This window comes from Streptomyces sp. NPDC006326 (genome assembly GCF_040612915.1).
Classification (GTDB): domain Bacteria; phylum Actinomycetota; class Actinomycetes; order Streptomycetales; family Streptomycetaceae; genus Streptomyces.
Window position 1 is genome coordinate 1 of sequence record NZ_JBEXRC010000078.1, and the last position, 20,476, is coordinate 20,476.

The following is a 20,476-nucleotide window of genomic DNA, read 5'->3' on the forward strand; positions in this document are numbered from 1 at the left end:
AGTCGGGGTCGCGGTGGGAGTGGGCGTCGGGGTCGTACCGCAGCCCGGGGTGGCTTCCGGGGGCAGCGGGACCCGCCAGATCTGGGTGTCGTTCTCCGACCCGACGAGCAGGCTGGTGCAGTCCGCGTACGTCACGGTCTCGCCCTGGGACTGGGCGGGCAGCGCCACGTCCGCGAGCCGGGTCCCGGCGGTGTCGTAGACGGTGGCCGTATTGGCGCCGAACGGTCCGCCGCTGCGCAGGACGTACGAGGCGCCGGACGGCGAGAACGCGCCGTCGGTGGCGAAGACCGGACCGGGCCGGACCGCGGTGAGCGTGTTGACCTGGCCGGTTTGCGGGGGCAGCGGTGCCTTGTACAACTGGCCTGCCGATCCGATGAGTTTGCTCGCGACGTAGAGCTGTCCGGTGCCGGGGTCGGCCAGCAGGGACTCGGCGTCGTGCCTGCCGTCCGCGTAGGAGAACCGGTAGGTGACCGGGGTCAGCGTCGCGTCGGCGAGCTGGTCGGGCTCGGTGACGCTGTGCACGGTGATCTCGGCGCGACCGGAGAAGTTGTCGCCGATGTCGCCGACCAGGATCGCCGGCCGGCCCGCGGGGTCCTTGCCGAGGGCGAGGCCCTCCCAGTCGGTGTTGCCGACGCCCGCGAGGGTGTAGGTGGCCCGCAGCCGGCCCGTCGCCGTGGTGCAGTCGACGGCGAAGACCTGGTTGGTGTTGCCGCTGTCGTTGACGGCGTAGAAGACGCCCGGGTGCTTGCGGCTCATGGCGAGCCCGCTGAGTTCGGCGAGGCCCCCGGGGAGCGTGCACTTCTTCTCCGGGGCCGCGGCGGCGGACGGGCCGGGGGCGGCGGGGGACGCGGTGGCGGTGGCGCTGCCCGTCCAGGCGAGCGCCGGCAGGAGGACGGCGAGGGCAGCGGTCGCGAGGGCGGCGGCCCGTGGTGGGGTGAGGAGTGGGGACATGCGCCCCATGGGAGGGGAAGCCTGCCCTGGGCGCCAGGGCCAACCCCTGCCGCTTTGAGCATGGTTCGATGCCGGGTCGGCATGCCGGGGCGCCGGGTGGCGCGTTCCGGTCAGCGCACCGGCTCGCGTACGGGAGCATTGCGGCGGGCGTGCGCGATGAAGGCGCGGGCCGCCCGGCTCAGCGGCCGCCGGGCGTGCGCGAGGCCCACCGGGCGCAGCAGGGGCGGGGTGAAGGAGCGGACCTCGGCGCGGCTGCCGAAGGCCCGTAAGACCACGTCGCGGTACCAGATGAGGGAGCCCCGGCCGTCGGTCACGCCGGTCACCCAGGCGAGCCGTTCGTCCACCTCCAGGGTGGGCACGGGGCGTACGCCCAGGCAGCTGAACAGGGCCTCCATCTCGGTGCGCCGTCCGGTGCCGGGGGTGGGCAGCACCATGGGGAGCCCGTCGAGCATGCGGAAGGGCACCGGATCGGGCAGGTGGGAGCCCGGCGGCGAGATCAGCACCACCTCGCGCTCCTGGAGGTGGTGCGTGGACAGGTCCTTGTCGACCGGCAGGTCGACCAGCGCCAGTTCGCAGCGCCCCTCCCCCAGCTCCTGTACCAGCGCCTCCCGGCCGTCGTGCTGCTGGAGCCGTACGTCGATGCCCGGATGCCTCCGGGTGAAGTCCGGTACGAGGTCGGCGGCCAGGTCCAGGGCCAGGGTGGGGGTGGTGGCGAGGGTGAGGGTGACGCGGGTGTCCTTGCCGTGCGCGGCTCCGATGTCGTCGATGGCCTCCACCGCGTTGAGCACCGTACGGGCCAGCCGCACGACGCGCGCCCCTTCGGGCGTGAGGTCCACTCCCCGGCCGCGGCGGGCCAGGAGTTCGACGCCGAGGTCCCGCTCCATGGCCTGGACGGCCCGCGACAGGGCGGACTGGGCGACGAAGACCGAGGCGGCCGCACCCGTGATGGAACGGCAGTCCGCGACGGCGACGAGGTAACGAAGCTGCGCGAGTGTGGGGGTCATGACCGGACGGTAACCGGGTGCTGCCTCACCTGTAAGGGGCAGGCGGGTGAACAAGTGTTCCGCTGCGCACCGTTGTTCATGCCCGGTCGTCGCGGAGGTATGCCGGCGCGGCATGGGCCCGGCCGGATCGTGCGGGCCGCGGGCGCGCCGGGGACCGCGCCGCCGGAGGGCGTCCGCGCAGGCCACCGGCCCGGGCGCGGTCCGGCCCGGGTCGGGCAGGGGTGCGCAGCGGTGGTCCCGCCGGCGGCCGCGGGGCGAAAGGGACCGCTCCGCATGACCGTTGACAGTGCAGGGGCGCCCCCGCACGATGCATCGCGGCATCGGGGAGGTTGACCACCGTTCAAGCCCGCCCCGGCTCCTGCGGTGGTGGACGGCCCGGATTGCCGGGCGCCGCGTCGGCCCTCGACGGGTCCGCCCGGGTGTCCCTGCCGTGCTCGTACGGCCCTCGGAACACCGGGATGGGCCACCCTGCACGCCGACATGTCACACAGCACTGATCCGCACCGATCCGGCCCGCACCGATCAGAGGAGCGCCCGTGACCCCTCAGCCCCTGCAGCCCGCCGGCGCCCGCGACCTGGTCGTCGCGCTCAGCCCGTTCGAGGAGCCGCACCCGCGGCTCGTCATCGCCGCCGAACGGGCCGGATCCCTCGGACTGCTCGACCTCGGCCGGGACCCCGGGGCCGCCCGGCGCGCCTTCGCCGAGCTCGGCCGCCGGCTCGCCGGGCGGCCGTACGGGGTGCGGGTGCCCGCGCACTGCCCGCTCGGGCCGGAGGAGCTGCCGGACGCGGTGGACACGGTGCTGCTCGCCGACCCTGCGGAGCACACGGCCGGCCGGGTGGCCGACTGGGCGGCGCACGGCAGGCGCCGGGTGTGGGCCGAGGCCACCGGCCGGGCGCAGGCCCGGGCCGCCGTGGCCGCCGGGGTGCACGCGCTGGTGGCCAAGGGGCACGAGGCCGGCGGCCGGGTGGGCGGGGCCACCACCTTCGTCCTCCTCCAGCAGCTGCTCGCCGGGGCCGGAGCCGAGGTGCCCGTGCTCGCCCTCGGCGGGATCGGGCCGCACACGGCGGCCGCCGCGGTCGCGGGCGGGGCCGCCGGGGTGCTGCTCGACGCACAGCTGGCCCTGACCACCGAGGGGGCGCAGACCCTGCCCGCCGAAGTGGCCGCCGCGCTGCGGGCCATGGACGGCTCCGAGACCCGGATCCACGACGGCCACCGGGTCTACGCCCGGCCGGACCTGAGCCCGCCGGCGGGGCCGGCCGCCCTGCTGCTCGGGGCCCGGGACCTGCGGACCCAGCTGCTGCCCGTCGGCCAGGACGGCGCCTCGGCCGCCCGCCTGGCCGCCCGCCACCGCACCACCGGCGGTGTGCTCCGGGTCGTACGGTCGGCCGTCACGGCCCACCTGGACGCGGCGGCGCGGACCCGGCCCCTGCTGCGGCCGCGGTCCGTGGTGCAGGGGCCGATGACCCGCGTCAGCGACCAGGCCGCCTTCGCCGAAGCGGTCGCGGCCGGGGGCGGCGTCCCGTACCTGGCGCTCGCGGTGATGGAGGGCCCGGACGTACGCCGCCTGCTCGCCGAGACCGCGCAGCGGCTCGGGGACCGCCCCTGGGGGGTGGGCCTGCTCGGCTTCGTCCCGCCCGAGCTGCGCCGGGAGCAGCTGGCGGCCGTGGCCGAGGTGCGGCCGCCGCACGCGATCATCGCGGGCGGCACCCCGGCCCAGGCGGCCCCGCTGGAGGCCGCCGGGACCGTGACGCACCTGCACGTCCCCTCGCCGGGGCTGCTGGAGCGCCATCTCGCCGAGGGGGCCCGGCGGTTCGTGTTCGAGGGGCTGGAGTGCGGCGGCCACGTCGGGCCGCGCGCCTCGTTCGCGCTGTGGGAGGAGCAGATCGAGCTGCTCCTCGGCTGTCCCGAACCGGCGGCGCTGGACGTGCTGTTCGCAGGCGGCATCCACGACGCGCGCTCCGCCGCGATGGCGGTGGCGGCGGCCGCGCCGCTGGCCGAGCGGGGCGCGCGGATCGGGGTGCTGATGGGCACCGCGTACCTGTTCACCGAGGAGGCGGTGGCGGCCGGCGCGGTGCTGCCGGGCTTCCAGCAGGCGGCGGTGGACTGCACGCGGACCGTGCTGCTGCACACCGCCCCCGGCCATGCGACGCGCTGCGCGGCGACCCCGTACGCCGACACCTTCGAGGAGACCCGGCGCCGCCTCGCGGACGGCGGCACCGAGCCGCGCGAGATCTGGGAGGAACTGGAGCGGCTGAACCTGGGACGGCTGCGGATCGCCAGCAAGGGGCTGCGCCACGGCCCTTCGGGCGCCCTGGACCCGGTGGACGGGCCGGAGCAGCAGCGCGAGGGCCTGTTCATGCTCGGCCAGGCCGCCACCCTGCGCACCGGGACCACCACGATCGCCGCGCTGCACACCGAGGTCACCGAGGGCGCGACACGGTGGCTGGAGCGGCGGGCCGCCGAACAGGTCCGGCCGGCCGGCCCGCCGCCGGCCGGTGACCCGCTGGACATCGCCATCGTGGGCATGGCCTGCGCCTACCCGGGCGCACCCGATCTCGGCGCGTACTGGGCGCGTGTCCTCGCCGGGGCCGACGCGGTGACGGAGGTGCCTCCCGAGCGCTGGGATCCGGCGCTCTACTACGACGCCGACCCGGCGCGGGCCGGGGAGCGAAGCCTCTCGCGCTGGGGCGGCTTCCTCGGGCCGGTGCCCTTCGACGCCCTCGCCCACGGCATCCCGCCCGCCTCCCTGGCCGGTATCGAGCCGGTCCAGCTGCTGGCACTGGAGATGTCGGCGCGGGCCCTCGCGGACGCCGGGTACGGCGCGGGCCGGGAGTTCGACCGCGCGCGGACCGCGGTGGTCTTCGGCGCGGAGGCCGGTACCGAACTGGCCGGTGCGTACGGGCTGCGCGCCCTGCACCCCGCCTACCTCGGCGAGCTCCCGCCCGGGCTCGACGAGCAGTTGCCCCGGCTCACCGAGGACTCCTTCCCGGGCATCCTCGCCAACGTGATCGCCGGCCGGGTGGCCAACCGGCTCGACCTCGGCGGGGCCAACTGCACGGTCGACGCCGCCTGCGCCTCTTCGCTGGCCGCCCTGGACCTGGCCTGCCGGCAGCTGGGTGACGGGGACGCCGACATGGTGCTGTGCGGCGGGGCCGACGTGCACAACGGGATCAACGACTACCTGCTCTTCTCCTCGGTGCGGGCGCTGTCGCCGACCGGCCGCTGCCGGCCTTTCGACGCGGCGGCCGACGGGATCGCGCTCGGCGAGGGCGTGGGCGTACTGGTGCTCAAGCGGCTCTCCGACGCCGAGCGGGACGGAGACCGGGTGTACGCGGTGGTCAAGGCCGTCGGGTCGGCCAGCGACGGCCGCTCCCTCGGCCTGACCGCGCCCCGCCCGGAAGGACAGCGGCGGGCCCTGGAGCGGGCCTACGCCCGGGCGGGCATCAGCCCCGGCGAGGTCGGGCTGGTCGAGGCGCACGGCACCGGCACGGTCGTCGGGGACAGCACCGAACTGGCGGTACTGGAGGAGCTGTTCACCGAAGCGGGGGCCGCGCCGGGGTCCTGCGCACTGGGCTCGGTGAAGTCACAGCTCGGGCACACCAAGTGCGCGGCCGGACTGGCCGGCCTCATCAAGGCGGCCCGCGCCGTGCACGCGGGGGTGCGGCCGCCGACCCTGCACATCAGCGCGCCGAATCCGGCGTGGCAGGCCGGGACCAGCCCTTTCGCCTTCGACACCGAGGCCCGGCCGTGGGCGGTCCCCGTGGAACGCCGGATCGCCGGGGTGAGCGCCTTCGGCTTCGGCGGCACCAACTACCACGCGGTACTGGCCGGGTACGCGGGCGCCGAGGAACCCGCGCACGGGGTGGAGGACTGGCCCGCCGAGCTGTTCTGCTTCCGCGGCGAGGACCGGCGGGCGGCCGCCCGGGCGATGGCGCGGCTGGCGGCCCGGCTGGAGCAGAACGACGGCGCCGGGCGCCCGTGGGCCCTGCGGGACCTCGCGGCGGAGACCGCGGCGACGGGCTCGGGGCCGGTGCGGGTGGCCGTCGTGGCAGGCAGCCTGGACGAGGTGGCGGCCCGGCTGGAGCAGGCCCGTGGCTTCACCGCGGGCGAGGGGGTCCACGTACGGGAGGACGCGGCCGATCCGGGGCGGGTGGCGTTCCTGTTCCCCGGTCAGGGCAGCCAGCGGGTCGGCATGCTCGGCGAGTTGTTCACGGCCTTCCCGGCGCTGCGGCGGCTGCTGGACGCGGCGCCCGGGGCCGTGGTGTCGGCGATGTTCCCGCCGGGCGCCTTCGGCCCGCAGGAGCGGGCGGCCCAGCGGGCGGCGGTGACCGACACCCGGGTCGCGCAGCCCGCCCTCGGGCTGGCGGGGGCGGCTGCGCACGTCCTGCTCGGGGAGCTCGGCGTACGGCCCGACTGCGTGGCCGGGCACTCGTACGGGGAGCTCACCGCGCTGTGGGCGGCCGGGGTGTACGACGGGGAGAGCCTGCTGCGGCTGAGCACCCGCAGGGCCGAGGCGATCCTGGCGGCGGCGGGGGCGGATCCGGGTGCCATGGCCGCGGTCGCGGCGGCGCCGGAGGAGGTACGGGAGCTCGCGGCGCGGGCCGGGTGCGTGATCGCGAACCACAACGCCCCGCGCCAGTGCGTGATCTCCGGTCCGGCGGCCGCCGTCCGGGCGGCGGTGGAGGATCTGCGGGCGGCGGGCCTGTCGGCGGAACCGCTGCCGGTGGCCTGCGCCTTCCACAGCGGGGTGGTCGCGGGGGCGGCCGGCTTGCTGGCCGAGGAGCTGGCCGGGACGGCGGTGGCCGACGCCGCCGTCCCGGTCTGGTCGAACACCACGGCGCGGCCCTACCCGGCAGGACCGGGTGCCGTACGGGAGCTGCTGGCCCGTCAGGTGGCCGAGCCGGTGCGGTTCGTGGAGCAGGTGGAGGCCATGTACGCGGCGGGCGTCCGCACCTTCGTGGAGGCGGGGCCCGGCCGGGTGCTCTCGGGGCTGGTGGGCCGGATCCTGCACGGCCGGCTGCACACGGTGGTGCCGCTGGACGTGCCGGGCGAACACGGGCTGGCCCGGCTGGTCACGGCGCTGGCGGAACTGGCGGCGGCAGGCGTGCCGGTGGCGCCGGAGGCGCTGTTCCGGGGCCGGTCGGCGCCGCTCCCCGAGCGGGCGCCGCGCCGCCCGGGCTGGCTGGTCGACGGCCACCTGGTGCGCACGGCGGACGGTGCTCCGCTGGCCGGCGGCCTCCGACCGCCCCAGCGCGTGGCACCGCCACCACCCCCTGCCCCCCGGCAGCGCGAGGAGGCGGTCCTCCAGTACCTGGAGGGTTCCCGCGCCCTGATCGAGGCCCAGCGCAGCGTCCTGCTGGGCTACTTGGCCGCCTCCGGGGGCGGCTCCGCGCAGCCGTACGTCCCCGCCGACCCGCCCCACGGCGCGCACGCGGCCCCGATGGGCGCGGTCCTGGCGCCCGACGCCCGTCCGGACGCCGTGCCGGCAGCCCCGGCGCCGTGGCCGGCGTCGGCCACCGCGTCCCCGGCACCCGGCAGCGGGCCCGCCGCGGCGGGTCCGGCCGCCCTGAACGGCGCCCGGCCGGACGGGCAGCCCGCCCCGGCGGGGGTGCCCGGCGGGGCCGACGCGGTGATGGACGTCGTGCTGGAGATCGTGCACCTGCGTACCGGCTACCCCCGCGACATGCTCGACCCCCAGCTCGACCTGGAGGCCGACCTGTCCATCGACTCCATCAAACGCGTCGAGATCATCGGCGCCCTGGCCGACCGGATCGGCCTCCCCCAAGGCCCCGCCGGGTCCGCCGGGTCCGCCGGATCGGACGGGTCCGACGGGTCCGACGGGTCCGTCGTCGAGGAGCTGGCCCGGATCAAGACCCTGCGCGGCATCGTCGACTGGGTCGTCTCCCACACCGCCGGCCCCGCGGCCGCCCCGCCGGGCAGCGCGCCCGGCTCACCGCCGCCGGGGGCGCCGCCCGCCGCCCGGCCGCCGGCCGCCCCGGTCCGCCGGCTGCGGGTGGACACCGTGCCCCTGCCCGGCCCGGACGGGGATCCCGAAACCCTCGGGGGGCTTCGGGTCGCGGTGGCCGGCGAAGGGCAGGAGGCCGTGGCCGCAGCGCTCGAAGCCCTGCTGCGGCGGCACGGCGTGGCCGAGGTGCACCGCATCGCCGAAGCAGGCTCCGGCTTCGACGCGCTCGTCGACCTGTCCGGGCTCCGGGCCGGCGCCGAGCCCGCGCTGCCCGATGTCTTCCCCGGCCTCCAGCGCGCCCTGACCGGTGGGGTCCGCCGGCTCGTCCTCGCCACCACCCCCGCCCCCGCCGCCGGCACCGGCCTGCACGGATTCGCCCGCAGCGCCGCCCTCGAATTCCCCGCCACCCTGGTCCGGGCCGTGGAGGTCAGCCCCAAGGAGGACCCCGAGCAGGTGGCCGCGCAGCTCCTCGCCGAGCTCGCCGACCCGGGCGACGCCCCCTCCTCCGTCGGGTACACCGCCGACGGGACCCGGGTCACCCGTCGCCCCGTCCCGGCCCCGCTGCCGGACGCCGCCGCGGACGGCCGGCTGCCGCTCGACGCCGGGTCCGTGGTCCTGCTCACCGGCGGTGCCCGCGGCATCACCGCCCGGACCGCCCTCGCGCTGGCCCGGCGCACCGGCTGCCACATCGAGCTGCTCGGACGTACGCCTCGACCCCCCGCCGAGCCGGACCGTTTCGCCCATGCCACCGACCGGGTGGCGCTGCGCGCCGCGCTGATCGGCTCCGGTCTGCGGACCCCCGCCGAGATCGAGGCCGCGGCCTCGCGGATCCTCGCGGAGCGCGAGGTCCGGGCCACCCTCGCCGCGCTCGGCCCGCCGGCCGCCTCGGTCCGCTACCACTGCGCCGACGTCACCGACGAGCAGGCCGTCCGGGCCGTCGTGGCCGGCGTACGGGAGCGCCACGGCCGGCTGGACGGCATCGTCCACGGCGCCGGGACGCTGCGCGACGGCCTGCTGGCCGACAAGCAGCCGGCCGCCTTCGCCGAGGTGTTCACCACGAAGGTGGCCGGCGCCCGGCACCTCGCGGCGGCGGCCGCCGAGCACGGGTCGGGGCCCGCCCTGCGCTTCCTGGCGCTGTTCGGCAGTGTCGCCGGGGTCTACGGCAACCGGGGCCAGAGCGACTACGCCGCCGCGAACGACGCCCTCGACAGCCTGGCGCAGGCCTGGTCCGCGTACCTCCCCGGCCGGGTGCTGTCCGTCGACTGGGGCCCCTGGGCGGCGGAGGCGGGCGGCATGGTCACACCCGAGCTGGAACGCGCGTACGGCCGCCGGGGCATCGCGCTGATCGGCGCCGAGGCCGGGACCGCCGCGTTCCTCGACGAACTCGCCCACGGCAGCGACGTACAGGTGGTCCTGATGGCGCAGGAAGGCGCCGGCGATGAGTGAGCCGGGGCGCGGGCGGCGCGGTCCGCGGCCCACCGACGCGGCGATCGTCGGAATGGGCGCGGTGTTCCCGGGGGCCGCCGACCTGGCCGCGTACCGCCGCAACCTCCTCGCCGGCACGGACGTGATCACCGAGGTGCCGCCGGGCCGCTGGGACCCGGAGGTGTACTACGACCCGGACGGCGCGAGCGGTCCCGTGGCCGGCGACCGGTTCTACTGCCGCCGTGGCGGCTTCGTCGACGGCCTGGCCGCCTTCGACCCGACCAGGTTCGGGATCATGCCGGCCGCCGTGGAGGGCGCGGAGCCCGACCAGATGCTGGCCCTGCACGCGACGGCCGAGGCGATCGCGGACGCGGGCGGCGAGGACCGGCTGCCGGCGGACCGCTCGCGCATCGGGGTGGTGCTCGGCCGGGGCGGGTTCATGGGGGTCGCCACCGCGCGGCTCGACCAACGCGTCCGCACGGCGCACCAGTTGGCGCAGACCCTGCGGGAGCTCGTACCCGAGCTGGACGAACGGCGGATCGCGGCGGTCCGTACCGCCTTCCAGGACGCGCTGGGACCGGAGCGGCCCGATGCCTCGATCGGGCTGGTGCCGAGCTTCACGGCCGCCCGGACGGCGAACCGGCTGGACTTCCGCGGACCCGCCTACACCCTCGACGCGGCCTGCGCCTCCTCGCTGCTGGCGGTGGACCAGGCGGTGGGGCTGCTGGCGGCCGGGCGCTGCGACGCGGTGGTCGCGGGGGCCGTCCACCACTGCCACATCGCCACGCTGTGGAGCGTCTTCACCCAGCTGCGGGCGCTCAGCCCGAGCGAGCGGATCCGGCCCTTCGACCGGCGGGCCGACGGGACGCTGCTGTCCGAGGGGACGGGCGTGGTGCTCCTGAAGCGCCTTGCCGACGCGGAGCGCGACGGCGACCGGATCTACGCGGTGATCCGCGGTACGGGTGTGGCGGGTGACGGGCGGGCGGCCAGCCTGATGAGCCCGCTGGTCGCCGGCCAGGTACGGGCGCTGGAGCGGGCCTGGCAGGACGCCGGGCTGGACCCGCGGGCGGCCGACGCGCTGGGGCTGCTGGAGGCCCACGGCACGGGCACCCCGGTCGGCGACACGGCGGAACTGGAGACCCTGGCCCGGGTGTTCGGCCCGCCGGAGGACCGCGGGGCCGCCTCCGTATCCGGCTCCGGGCGCGGGATCGGCTTCGGCTCCGTGAAATCGATGCTCGGACACACCATGCAGGCCTCCGGCATGGCCGGGCTGATCAAGGCGGCGCTCGCCGTCCACGAGGGGGTGCTCCCGCCGACCCTGCACCTGGCGGAGCCGCACCCCGACCTGGCCCGGACCCGGATGCGGCCGGTCACCGCGGCGCAGCCGTGGGAGCGTACGTCGGGGCCGCGCCGGGCGGGGGTCAACGCGTTCGGCTTCGGCGGGATCAACGCGCACGTGGTGCTGGAGCAGGCGCCGGGGGCGCCCGCCGCCGCTGCGCCGGGCCGCCGGGCCGCTCCCGCCCCCGTACGCCGCTTCCTGCCGCTCGGGGCCCCGGCGCAGGCTCCGCCGGCCGGCCCGGGCGGGCGGGAGGAGGTGCTCCTGCTCGCGGCGGACGGTCCGGCCGAACTGGCGCGGCTGCTGGCGGCGGGATCCCCCTCGGCGGGGGAAGGCCCGTGCCGGCTGGCGGTGGTCGGGCCCACCCCGCAGCGGCTCGCGCTGGCCGCGAAGGCGGTCGCGCGGGGGCGGGCCTGGCGCGGGCGCGGCGACGTGTGGTTCACGCCGGAGCCGCTGGGCGGGCGGCTGGCGTTCCTGTTCCCGGGGCTGGAGCCGGAGTTCGCGCCGGTGCTGGACGACGTGGCGGACCGGTTCCGGCTGGCCGCCCCCTCGCTGAGCCGGGGCGGTGACCTGGTGGAACGGGCCCTCGACGCGCTCGCCACCGGCCGCTTCCTCGCGCGGGTCCTGCCCGGACTGGGCATCGAGCCCGATGTGATGGCCGGCCACAGCCTGGGCGAGTGGGCCGCGATGGTGGCTGCGGGCATGTACCCGCGGGAGGCGGCCGACGCCTTCCTCGACTCGTTGCGGCCGGGCTCGCTGAAGGTGCCCGACCTGGTGTACGCCGCCCTCGGCTGCGGGGCGGAGCGGGCGGAGGCGGCGCTGCACGGGGTGGCGGGGGTGGTGGTCAGCCACGACAACTGCCCTCACCAGTCGGTGGTGTGCGGGGAGCCGGCGGGGGTGGCGCAGGTCCTGGAACGGCTGCGCGGAGACGGGGTCCTGGGCCAGGAGCTCCCCTTCCGCTCGGGGTTCCACACGCCGATGTGGGAGCCGTACCTCGGGCAGGTGCGGGCCGCCTTCGCGCGGCTGCCGCTTCGGGCCGGCTCGGTGCCGGTGTGGTCGGCGACGACGCTCGCACCCTTCCCGGCCGAGCCGGAGGCGGTGCGGGAGCTGGTGGTACGCCACCTGCTGGAGCCGGTCCGGTTCCGCGAGCTGACGCTGCGGCTGTACGAGGACGCGGGCGTGCGGAGCTTCGTGACCCTGGGGCCGGGGAGCCTGCCGGGCTTCGTGGAGGACACCCTCCGGGACCGCGGGCACCTCGCGGTGGCGGCCTCCGTGCCGCGCCTGTCGGGCCTGGCCGCCCTCCGGCGGGCCTGCGCCGCGCTCTGGGCGGAGGGCCGCGCCCCGCGCTGGGACCGCCTGACGGCGGGCCGCCCCGCGGACGACACCCCGCAGGCGGCCGGCGGCGCGGCGGGCGGCCCGGCCTCCGACCGCCCTGCGCCGCGCCGCGTCACCGTACAGCTGGACCTCGGCTCCCCCCTGGTCCACCTCACGTCCGCGGCCCGCGCGGCCTTCTCACACCCCGGGCCGGCCCCGTTCCCGGCGCCCATGGCTCCGCCGGCAGGACCTACTGCCCCGCGCCCGGCCTCGCCGGCTCTCCTGCCGCTCTCCGTTTCGCCCGCGCCGGCCGGCGCCCCGTGGGCGCCTCCGCCGGAAGGCTCCCTGGCGGCGCCGACTCAGGCGGGCCCTCCGCACGGCGGGACGCACCGCACCGGCGCCGATCCGGCGGCGCACCGGCCGGTCCTGCTGTCCGCGCTGGACGCCGTCCTCGCCGAAGCCGACGCCGCCGCGCGGACGGTGGCCGAGGCCTGGGCCCTCTCCCCGACATCCCCTCCCGCGGCCCCGACGGGCCCGCGAGCGGCCGCCGTGGAACCACCCGCCGCCGCGGAGGCCGCACGGGCGACCGCCCCGGACGGCCGCCCGGCGGACGGGGCGGGTCCGGTCGGGGGCGGCGGGGGCGGCGGGCCGGAGACGGCGCACGTGCTGCGGCTCGGACTGGACACACTGCCTTCCGTCCGCGACCACTGCGTGTACCTGCAACCCGACGGCTGGTCCGAGGACTCCGACCGGTTTCCGGTCGTGCCCATGACGACCATGCTGGAGCTCGCCGCCGACGCGGCCCTGCGGCACGCCGCCGAGGGCGCAGCCGCCGTCCTCGGCTACGAGGACGTACGGGCCCTGCGCTGGCTGCCCGTCGCACCCGCCGTGGACGTCGACGTCCGCATCCGGGACGAGGGCGGAGGCCGGATCCGGGTCACGCTCGGCCCGTACGCCTCCGTGGTCGTCGTGCTCGGCCCGCGCTACGGGGCACCGCCCGGTCCCGACCCGGCACCCCTGCGCGATCCCCGGCCCGCCCCCGTCAGCGCCGAGGCCCTCTACCGGGACCGGTGGATGTTCCACGGCCCCCGCTTCGCCGGCGTGCACGCGGTCCACACCGTCGCCGCCGACGGCATCCGCGGGGAGCTGCGCGCGCTCCCCGCCCCCGGCGCCCTGCTCGACGCCGCCGGGCAGCTCTTCGGGCACTGGATGCAGCTCGAACTTCCCGTGGACCGCCTGGTGTTCCCGGCCACCGTCGACCGGATCCGGTTCTACGGGCCCCCGCCCGCCCCGCAGACCCTGCTGACCGCCACCGCCCGCATCCGGGAGGTCCGCGACGTGACCGTGCGCGGTGATCTCGAACTCCAGGACCGCAGCGGCCTGCTGTGGGCCCGGATCGACGGCTGGACGTACCGCCGCTTCGGCGCCGACGAGCGGGTGTGGCCGATGAAGTTCACCCCCGAGGTCTGCGGCATCGGCGAGCCGCAGGCCGCCGGCTGGTGCCTGGCCCGGCGCCGGTGGGCCGACCCCGCCTCGCAGGAGCTGGTGATGCGCCGCTACCTCGGCGCCGCCGAACGAGCCGCCTACGAACGGCTCGCGCCCCGCGCCCGCGGGCCCTGGCTGCTGGGCCGGATCGCCGCCAAGGACGCCCTGCGGCAGCTGCTGTGGGACGGCGGCGCCGGTCCGGTGTTCCCCGCGGAGGTGCCCGTCGGCAACGACCGGGCCGGGCGTCCCCTCCCCGAGGGCCCGCTCACCCGCGGACTGCACCTGTCGATCGCCCACAAGGACCGGATCGCGGTCGCCCTCGCTCACGCCTCCGGGCCGGTCGGCATCGACGTGGAGCCGGTGACCACCGACCCCGGCGCGCTGCTCCGGACCGCCCTCTCCGCCGAGGAGGCACGCCTGGCCGAGCAGCTCGCCGACCGCGAGGGCACCGGCCTGCCCGCCGCGCTCACCGCCCTCTGGTGCGCCAAGGAGGCCGCCGCCAAGGCGGCCGGCACCGGGCTCGGCGGCCGTCCGCGCGAGTGGCGGGTCGGCGAGGACCCGGCCACCGCCGCGCTGCGGGTGCTGTCGCCCGAGGGGCAGCCGTACCCGGTGCGGACGGACCTGCTCCCCGAGGGCCACGTCGTCGCCTGGACCGCCCACCCCGCCCGATCCTCCCCGGTTCCCCTCACCCTCACGGAGACCAGTCATGGCCACTGAAATCCTCGCCGAGATCACCGGCATGCTCGTGGAGATCGTCGGCGACGAGTTCCTCCTCGCGGAAGAGGTCACGATGAAGACGACGTTCAACGAGGACCTCGCGCTGGAGAGCATCGAGTTCGTCGCCCTCGCCGAACTGCTGCACCAGCGCTACGGCGCCGAGGTCGACCTGATGGGCTTCCTGGCCGAGAAGGACATGGACGCCATCCTCGCCATGTCCGTCGGTGAACTGGTCACCCACATCGGGCGGGTCACCCACGCCTCCCTCGCCCAGGCCTCCCTCGCCCGCGCCACGGCGGCCGTCCCGGCCGCCCCCGCCCCGTCCGCCGGCTGAGCCCGCCATGGCCTTCACCACCGCCAACGCCCTGCGCTTCCACGTCCAGCGGCTCCCGGCCGCCGCCGACGCCACCGGCCGGCCCGTCGTCGTCTTCCTGCACGGGCTCGTCGTCGACAACCTCTCCTCCTTCTACTGTCCCCTCGCCGTCCCCGTGGCCCGCGCCGGTCACGAGGTCGTCCTCTACGACCTGCGGGGCCACGGCCGTACCGAGCGCCCGGCCACCGGCTACGACAGCCGCACGGCCGTACGGGACCTGTTCGCGCTGCTCGGCGCGCTCGGCCTCGGACGGCGCCGGCTGCACCTGGTCGGCAACAGCTACGGCGGCACGCTCGCCCTGCACGCCGCGCTCGCCCGGCCCGACCTGGTCGCAGGGCTGACGCTGCTCGAACCCCCGCTCAGCGGCGCCTGGGTGGAGAACATGGTGGACACCCTGTCCGCGGCGGCGCTCAGCCTGGAGGGCAGCCCGGTCCCGTCCGAGCTGCTCGGCCTCAGGCTGCGCAAGGCCGCGCATCTGACGGCGATCGCCGACGAGCTGCTCAACCGGACCAGCCTCGTCGACGACATCGCGGCCAGCCGCACCTTCACCCCCGCCGACTACGCCAGGCTGCGCTGCCCGCTCCTGATCGTCTGCGGAGAGCATTCCGAACTGGTGCCGGGCGCAATGGAGCTGGCGGAGCACGCCCCGCGGGACGGCACGGCCGTCGAGATCCTGCCGGGGCTCGGGCACGACGTGCTGAAGGAGAGCAGCGGCTCCCTGCGCAAGGCCGTCCTGGCCCATCTGGACGCGACCGCGGCCGCCGCCGGCGGCGCGAACGCCACCCCGGGGGGAGTGCTGGTCCGGTGAAGGTGCTGTTCACGGTCCCCCCGCTGGCGGGACACGTCAATCCGACGGTGGCGGTCGGGGCCGAACTCGCCGCCCGCGGCCACGAGGTCGCCTGGACGGGGCCGAGCGGTCCGCTGTCCCGCCTGCTGCCCCCGTACGCACGGATCCTGCCGGCCGGCGAGGAGAACGGCGGCGGCTACGCGGCCCTGCACGAGCGCTGGCGCGACCTGCGCGGGGTCGGGGCACTGCGCTTCCTCTGGGAGGAGGCGCTCGTGCCGCTGGCCCGGGCGATGCTGCCGGGGGTCACCGAGGCGGCCCGCGCCTTCGGCCCCGACCTGCTGGTCGCCGACCAGCAGGCGCTCGCCGGGCCGGTGGCGGCGCGGCGGCTCGGGATCCCCTGGGCCACCTCGGCGAGCACCTCCGCCGAACTCACCCGGCCGTTCGCTGACTTCCCGAAGGTCGGCGAATGGGTCGCCGGGCAGATCTCAGGCTTCCTCGCCTCGTGCGGGGAGGAGGACACCGGCTGGGACCCGCGGTTCTCCGAGCGGCTGGTGCTGGTCTTCTCCACCCCCGAACTCGTCGGCGCCGGGGACGGCTTCGCGCCGCACCACGCCTTCGTCGGACCGGCCTTCGGGGCCCGGCCGCCCGCGCCCGGCTTCCCGTGGCAGCGGCTGGACCCGGAGCGGCGCCGGGTGCTGGTGTCGCTGGGCACCCTCAACCAGGAGGCCGGCGGCCGGTTCTACGGCGCCGTGCTCGACGCCGCGCGGCGGCTGGCCGGCGAGGTCCAGGTGGTCCTGGCCGGACCCGCCGCTCTGGCCGCGTCTGCGCCCGCGAACGTGCTGGTGCAGGACCGGGTGCCGCAGCTGGAGCTGCTGCCGCATCTGGACGCCGTGGTCTGCCACGGCGGGCACAACACCGTCTGCGAGGCCCTCGCGTACGGGCTGCCGCTGGTGCTGGCGCCGATCCGGGACGACCAGCCGATCGTGGCCCGGCAGGTCGTCGAGGCGGGTGCGGGGGTCCGGGTGCGGTTCGGCCGGCCCCGGGCCGAGGAACTGCGGGACGCGCTGACGGCCGTGCTGGACGAGCCCGGCCCGCGCCGTGCCGCCCGGCGGATCCAGGCCTCCTTCGCCGCGGCAGGCGGAGCCGCCGCCGCGGCCGACCGGTTGGAGAAACTGCTGTGAACCCTGTCCACTCTGCGGGCCCCGTGACCTCTGTGACCTCCGGGAGGGCGCCGGCGGCGGGCGGGGTCCGGTGGACCTCCGCGGCCCTGCTGCTCGCGCTCGGCGCGGGCACCGTGCGCGCCCGGCGGCGGCTGCGGGCGCTGCCCGCCCTGCCTCCGACCCCGGCCGGCTCGGCGGGGGTGCCGCGCGCCGCCGGGTGGCGGCTGCTGACCGCGCGGGGGGTGGAGGCCGACCCGGCGACGTTCCTGGCCGCCTGCGCGTACGCAGACCGGGAGGGGCTGCGGGTGCTCGACCTGTTGCCGGGGGACCTCGCCGCCGAGCGGGTGCTGGGCCTGCTGCGGCTGGTCGATCCGGCCCGCTACCGCGGCGACCGCCTGGCCGAGGGGCGCGGGGCGGGGTACGCGGTGCTCGTGGCGGAGGAGGTGCTCGCCCGGGCCGGGGTCGACGACGGCCCGGCTGCGGGTGCCGGTACGCCGGGCCCGGACCGCGCCGAACTGCTCGCCTTGGTGCGCCGCTTGAAGGAGTACGCGGCCGACGCCACCGGCCTGGCCGTGGCCCCGGCGCTGTCCTGCGGCCGGCCGGCCTCCGGGGCGGACACCGGTGCGGTGCGGGAGGCCGAGCTGCGCGCCCAGGGCCTGCCGCCGGGGGCGCTGGCCGCCGCGCAGCTCGCCGGGCTGGCCCTGCTCGCCACGGTGGCCGGGCGCCAGGGCCGGTGGGGCGCGGCCGCGGCCGGGCTGTACTGGCTCCAGCCGTACCTCGCCCTCGGCGGCCCGGGGGGCCCGCTGCGGCCCGCCGACCTGGCCCGGGCGACCGCCGCCCGGCCGGTACGCTCCCTCGGCGCGGCTCTCCGTACGGCCGCACACGCCGCTCGTCCGGGGTCGCCCAGCCCGGCCGACCGGGCACGGGCGGCCGCCTACCGGGCCGAACTGGCCGGCGGCACCGACCGGTTCCTGGAGCCGCGCCGCCCGGACTGCCCCTGGTGCGGCTCCCGGCGGCTCACGGTCCGGGTCCGGGTGCCGGACCTGCTCCAGGGCAAGCCCGGCCGGTTCACCCTGGAGCAGTGCGGGGCCTGCGCGCACGTCTTCCAGAACCCCCGGCTGACCCCCGAGGGCCTGGATTTCTACTACCGCGACTTCTACGACGGCCGCGGCGGCGAGGGCGCGGGCACGGTCTTCGGGCGGCTCGGCGCGTCCTACCGGGCCCGGGCCGAGATGCTCCGCCCGTACGGCGGCGCCCCGGCGTCCTGGCTGGACGTCGGCACCGGGCACGGGCACTTCTGCAACGCCGCACGGGCCGTGTGGCCGCAGACCCGCTTCGACGGGCTCGACATGGGCGAGGGGGTGCGCGAGGCCGAGCGGCGGGGCTGGGTGGAGAGCGGGTTCCAGGGCCAGTTCCCGGAGTACGCCGAGAAGCTGGCCGGCCGGTACGAGGTGGTCAGCATGTACCACTACCTGGAGCACACCCGCGATCCGCTCGCCGAACTCGACGCGGCCGCCGAGGTGCTGGCCCCGGGCGGGCTGGTGGCCATCGAGCTGCCGGATCCGCAGTCGCGCATGGCCCGGCTGCTGGGACCCGCCTGGCTGCCCTGGTTCCAGCCGCAGCACCAGCACCTGATCCCGGCCCCGAACCTGCGGGAGGCGCTGGCCGACCGGGGGTTCACCGTCCTCGCCGAGGAGCACGGCCCCGCCCACCAGGGCAACGACTTCTTCGGCGCGGTGGCCCTGACCGCGACGCGCCTGGCCCCGGATCCGGACCGGCCGTGGGGACCGCCGGCGACGCCGCGCCGCCGGGCCGCCGCCGCGGCCGTACGGGCGGCGGCGCTGCCGTGCTTGGCCGGTGCGGCGGTGCTCGACGCGCTGCGCACGGCCGCGGCCCGGCGGTCCGACGGCGGCAACGCCTACCGGATGCTGGCCCGCAAGGAGGGGCCGTGACCGGCGCCGGACAGGTGACCGGGGCCGCCGCCGGGAACGCGGCCGGGGCCGGCGCCCCGGTCGGCCCGCCGGTGGGCGGCGAGGGGCCGGACCTGGCCCGGCGGGCCACCGCCGACCCGCTGTTCCGGCTCGTCGCGTACGCCCTGGAGTCCGCGCACGGCCGTGCCCCGGCCGCCGTGTGGAGCGCCCCGCACGCCTTCCACCTGGGCTCGCCGGGGCTGGTGGCGGCGGCGGGCTGGCCGGTGGCGGCCGCCGCCGCGCCGCGCTCCGACGGCCTGGTGCGGCTGAGCTCGCTCGGGCATCCCGCCGACAGCTGCGAGGTGCCGCTGGCCCCGGACGGGCCGCCGTCCGCCGTCCCCGCCTGGGCGGCGCGCCCGTACGCCCTGCTGCGGGTGCTCGCCCGCGCCGGGTACGGGCGCGGCGGGACCGACCTGCACGTGCAGGGCTCGCTCACCGCTGCCTCCGGGCTGGCGGTGGCGGAGCCCGCCGACTGCGCGACGGCGCTCGCGGTGGCCGATGTGCACGGGGACGCACGCGGCGGGGCAGGCGGTCCGGCGGGAGGGGAGCCGGACCGTGCACGACTGGCCCGGCTGCTCGCCGAGGCGCTGCCGGGCAGCGACCGGGCCCTGCACCGGGCGGCCCTGTTCGCCCGGCCCGGGGAGGCGCTGCTGATGGACGGGGACGGGGGGAGACCGCCCCGGCACGTCACCTTCGACCCGGCGGCCTCCGGCAGCCGGCTGGTGCTGCTGGCCGTGCGCGGGAGCCTGCCCGCGGCGGACCGGCCGGCGGCGCTGGCCCGGGCCGTGGACTGCGCCCGCCGGGCGGGGGCGCTGAGCGCCTGGCCGCCCGGGCCGCGGCCGGGCCGGAGCGTGCTGGTGCTGCTGCCCGGGACGCGTCTGACGGCGGTCCGGGCCGCGGTCGCGGAGGACTTCCGCGGCCGCGGGCAGCCCGTGCCCCGCTTCTTGAACATCGCCGTGGCCGGAGCGGCCCGGCGAGAGGAGTGACCCACACCCACCCGGCACCACCGAGATCGAGAGGAACAGCACATGCCCTCACCCAAGGCCGCCGCAAGACGCCGGACCCGCCGGTCCGCGCTCGCGGCCGGGCTCGGCGCGCTCACCTTGCTGGGCGCCTTCACCGTGGCCAACTCGCAGGCGGCGGACGGCAGTACCGGCGCCGCGCCGGCGCCCTCGGCGGCCGCCGGCCTGCCGTCCTACGACCACGTGGTGGTCGCCGTGTACGAGAACAAGCAGTACGGGGAGATCATCGGCAGCGCGAACGCCCCGTACATCAACCAGCTGGCGAACGGCGGCGCGAGCCTGACCGGCATGAAGGCGTTGACGCACCCCAGCCAGCCGAACTACTTCAACCTGTTCTCCGGCGCCACGCAGGGCATCACCGGCGACGGCTGCTACACCGCGCAGTCGATGACCGCGGCCAACCTGGGGCAGGAGGTGATCGCCGCCGGGAAGACCTTCGCGACGTACAACGAGGACCTGCCGGCCGAGGGGTCGACGGCGTGCAGCAGCGGCAAGTACGCACAGAAGCACAACCCGTGGTTCGCCTTCAAGAACGTACCGCTGAACACGGGCAAGACCTGGTCGCAGTTCCCGCAGGGCAACTTCGCGGCGCTGCCGAACCTGTCGTTCGTGGTGCCGAACCTGTGCAACGACATGCACGACTGCGCGGTCGGCACGGGCGACACGTGGACGAAGACCAACCTGGACGCGTACGCGCAGTGGGCGAAGACCCACAACAGCCTGCTCGTGCTCACCTGGGACGAGGACAACTACCTCGGATCGAACCGGATCGCCACCGTCTTCCACGGGGCGAACGTCAAGACCGGCGCGTACTCCACGGCCTACAGCCACCACCACCTGCTGCGCACCCTGGAGGACCTGTTCGGCACGGCGACGCACGCGGGGAACGCGGCGAACGTCCAGCCGATCACCGAGGTCTTCACCGGCTCCACGGACCCCACGCCGACCCCCACCCCGACGCCCACC

Annotated in this window: 10 protein-coding genes; 8 read left to right on the plus strand and 2 right to left on the minus strand. The window is 77.3% G+C overall.

Annotated elements, in window-relative coordinates:
- Positions 1-951: hypothetical protein (locus ABZ128_RS34005; protein WP_356853573.1), on the minus strand; the 951-nt coding region annotated here is incomplete at its 3' end.
- Between the two features lie 110 nt (positions 952-1,061).
- Positions 1,062-1,955 (minus strand): LysR family transcriptional regulator, encoded by an 894-nt coding sequence (locus ABZ128_RS34010; RefSeq protein WP_356853575.1) that lies wholly within the window; start codon positions 1,953-1,955, stop codon positions 1,062-1,064.
- A 536-nt stretch (positions 1,956-2,491) separates the two neighbouring features.
- Between ABZ128_RS34010 and ABZ128_RS34015 the strand changes: the two genes are divergently transcribed.
- The 8 genes from ABZ128_RS34015 to ABZ128_RS34050 form a co-directional block, all read left to right on the plus strand.
- Positions 2,492-9,367, plus strand: coding sequence for an SDR family NAD(P)-dependent oxidoreductase (locus tag ABZ128_RS34015; protein ID WP_356853577.1), 6,876 nt, complete (start codon positions 2,492-2,494; stop codon positions 9,365-9,367).
- Positions 9,360-14,198 carry a beta-ketoacyl synthase N-terminal-like domain-containing protein gene (locus tag ABZ128_RS34020; RefSeq protein ID WP_356853579.1) on the plus strand — a complete coding sequence of 1,613 codons (4,839 nt, stop codon included), beginning with the start codon at positions 9,360-9,362 and terminating at the stop codon, positions 14,196-14,198. Before ABZ128_RS34015 ends, ABZ128_RS34020 begins: the two co-directional genes overlap by 8 nt.
- Positions 14,188-14,532 carry an acyl carrier protein gene (locus ABZ128_RS34025; protein ID WP_356853581.1) on the plus strand — a complete coding sequence of 115 codons (345 nt, stop codon included), beginning with the start codon at positions 14,188-14,190 and terminating at the stop codon, positions 14,530-14,532. Before ABZ128_RS34020 ends, ABZ128_RS34025 begins: the two co-directional genes overlap by 11 nt.
- 7 nt (positions 14,533-14,539) lie before the next feature.
- The gene (locus ABZ128_RS34030) at positions 14,540-15,379 is read left to right on the plus strand and encodes an alpha/beta fold hydrolase (protein ID WP_356853583.1); all 840 of its coding nucleotides are present in this window, start codon (positions 14,540-14,542) and stop codon (positions 15,377-15,379) included.
- Positions 15,376-16,539, plus strand: a complete 1,164-nt coding sequence (locus ABZ128_RS34035; RefSeq protein ID WP_356853584.1) for a glycosyltransferase — start codon at positions 15,376-15,378, stop codon at positions 16,537-16,539. Before ABZ128_RS34030 ends, ABZ128_RS34035 begins: the two co-directional genes overlap by 4 nt.
- Positions 16,540-16,562: 23 nt before the next feature.
- Entirely contained in the window at positions 16,563-18,470 is a 1,908-nt protein-coding gene (locus ABZ128_RS34040; RefSeq protein ID WP_356853586.1) for a class I SAM-dependent methyltransferase, read from the plus strand.
- Positions 18,467-19,474, plus strand: coding sequence for a galactokinase (locus tag ABZ128_RS34045; protein ID WP_356853588.1), 1,008 nt, complete (start codon positions 18,467-18,469; stop codon positions 19,472-19,474). Before ABZ128_RS34040 ends, ABZ128_RS34045 begins: the two co-directional genes overlap by 4 nt.
- Before the next feature lie 42 nt (positions 19,475-19,516).
- On the plus strand, positions 19,517-20,476 hold a 960-nt coding region (locus ABZ128_RS34050), incomplete at its 3' end, for an alkaline phosphatase family protein (protein WP_356853590.1).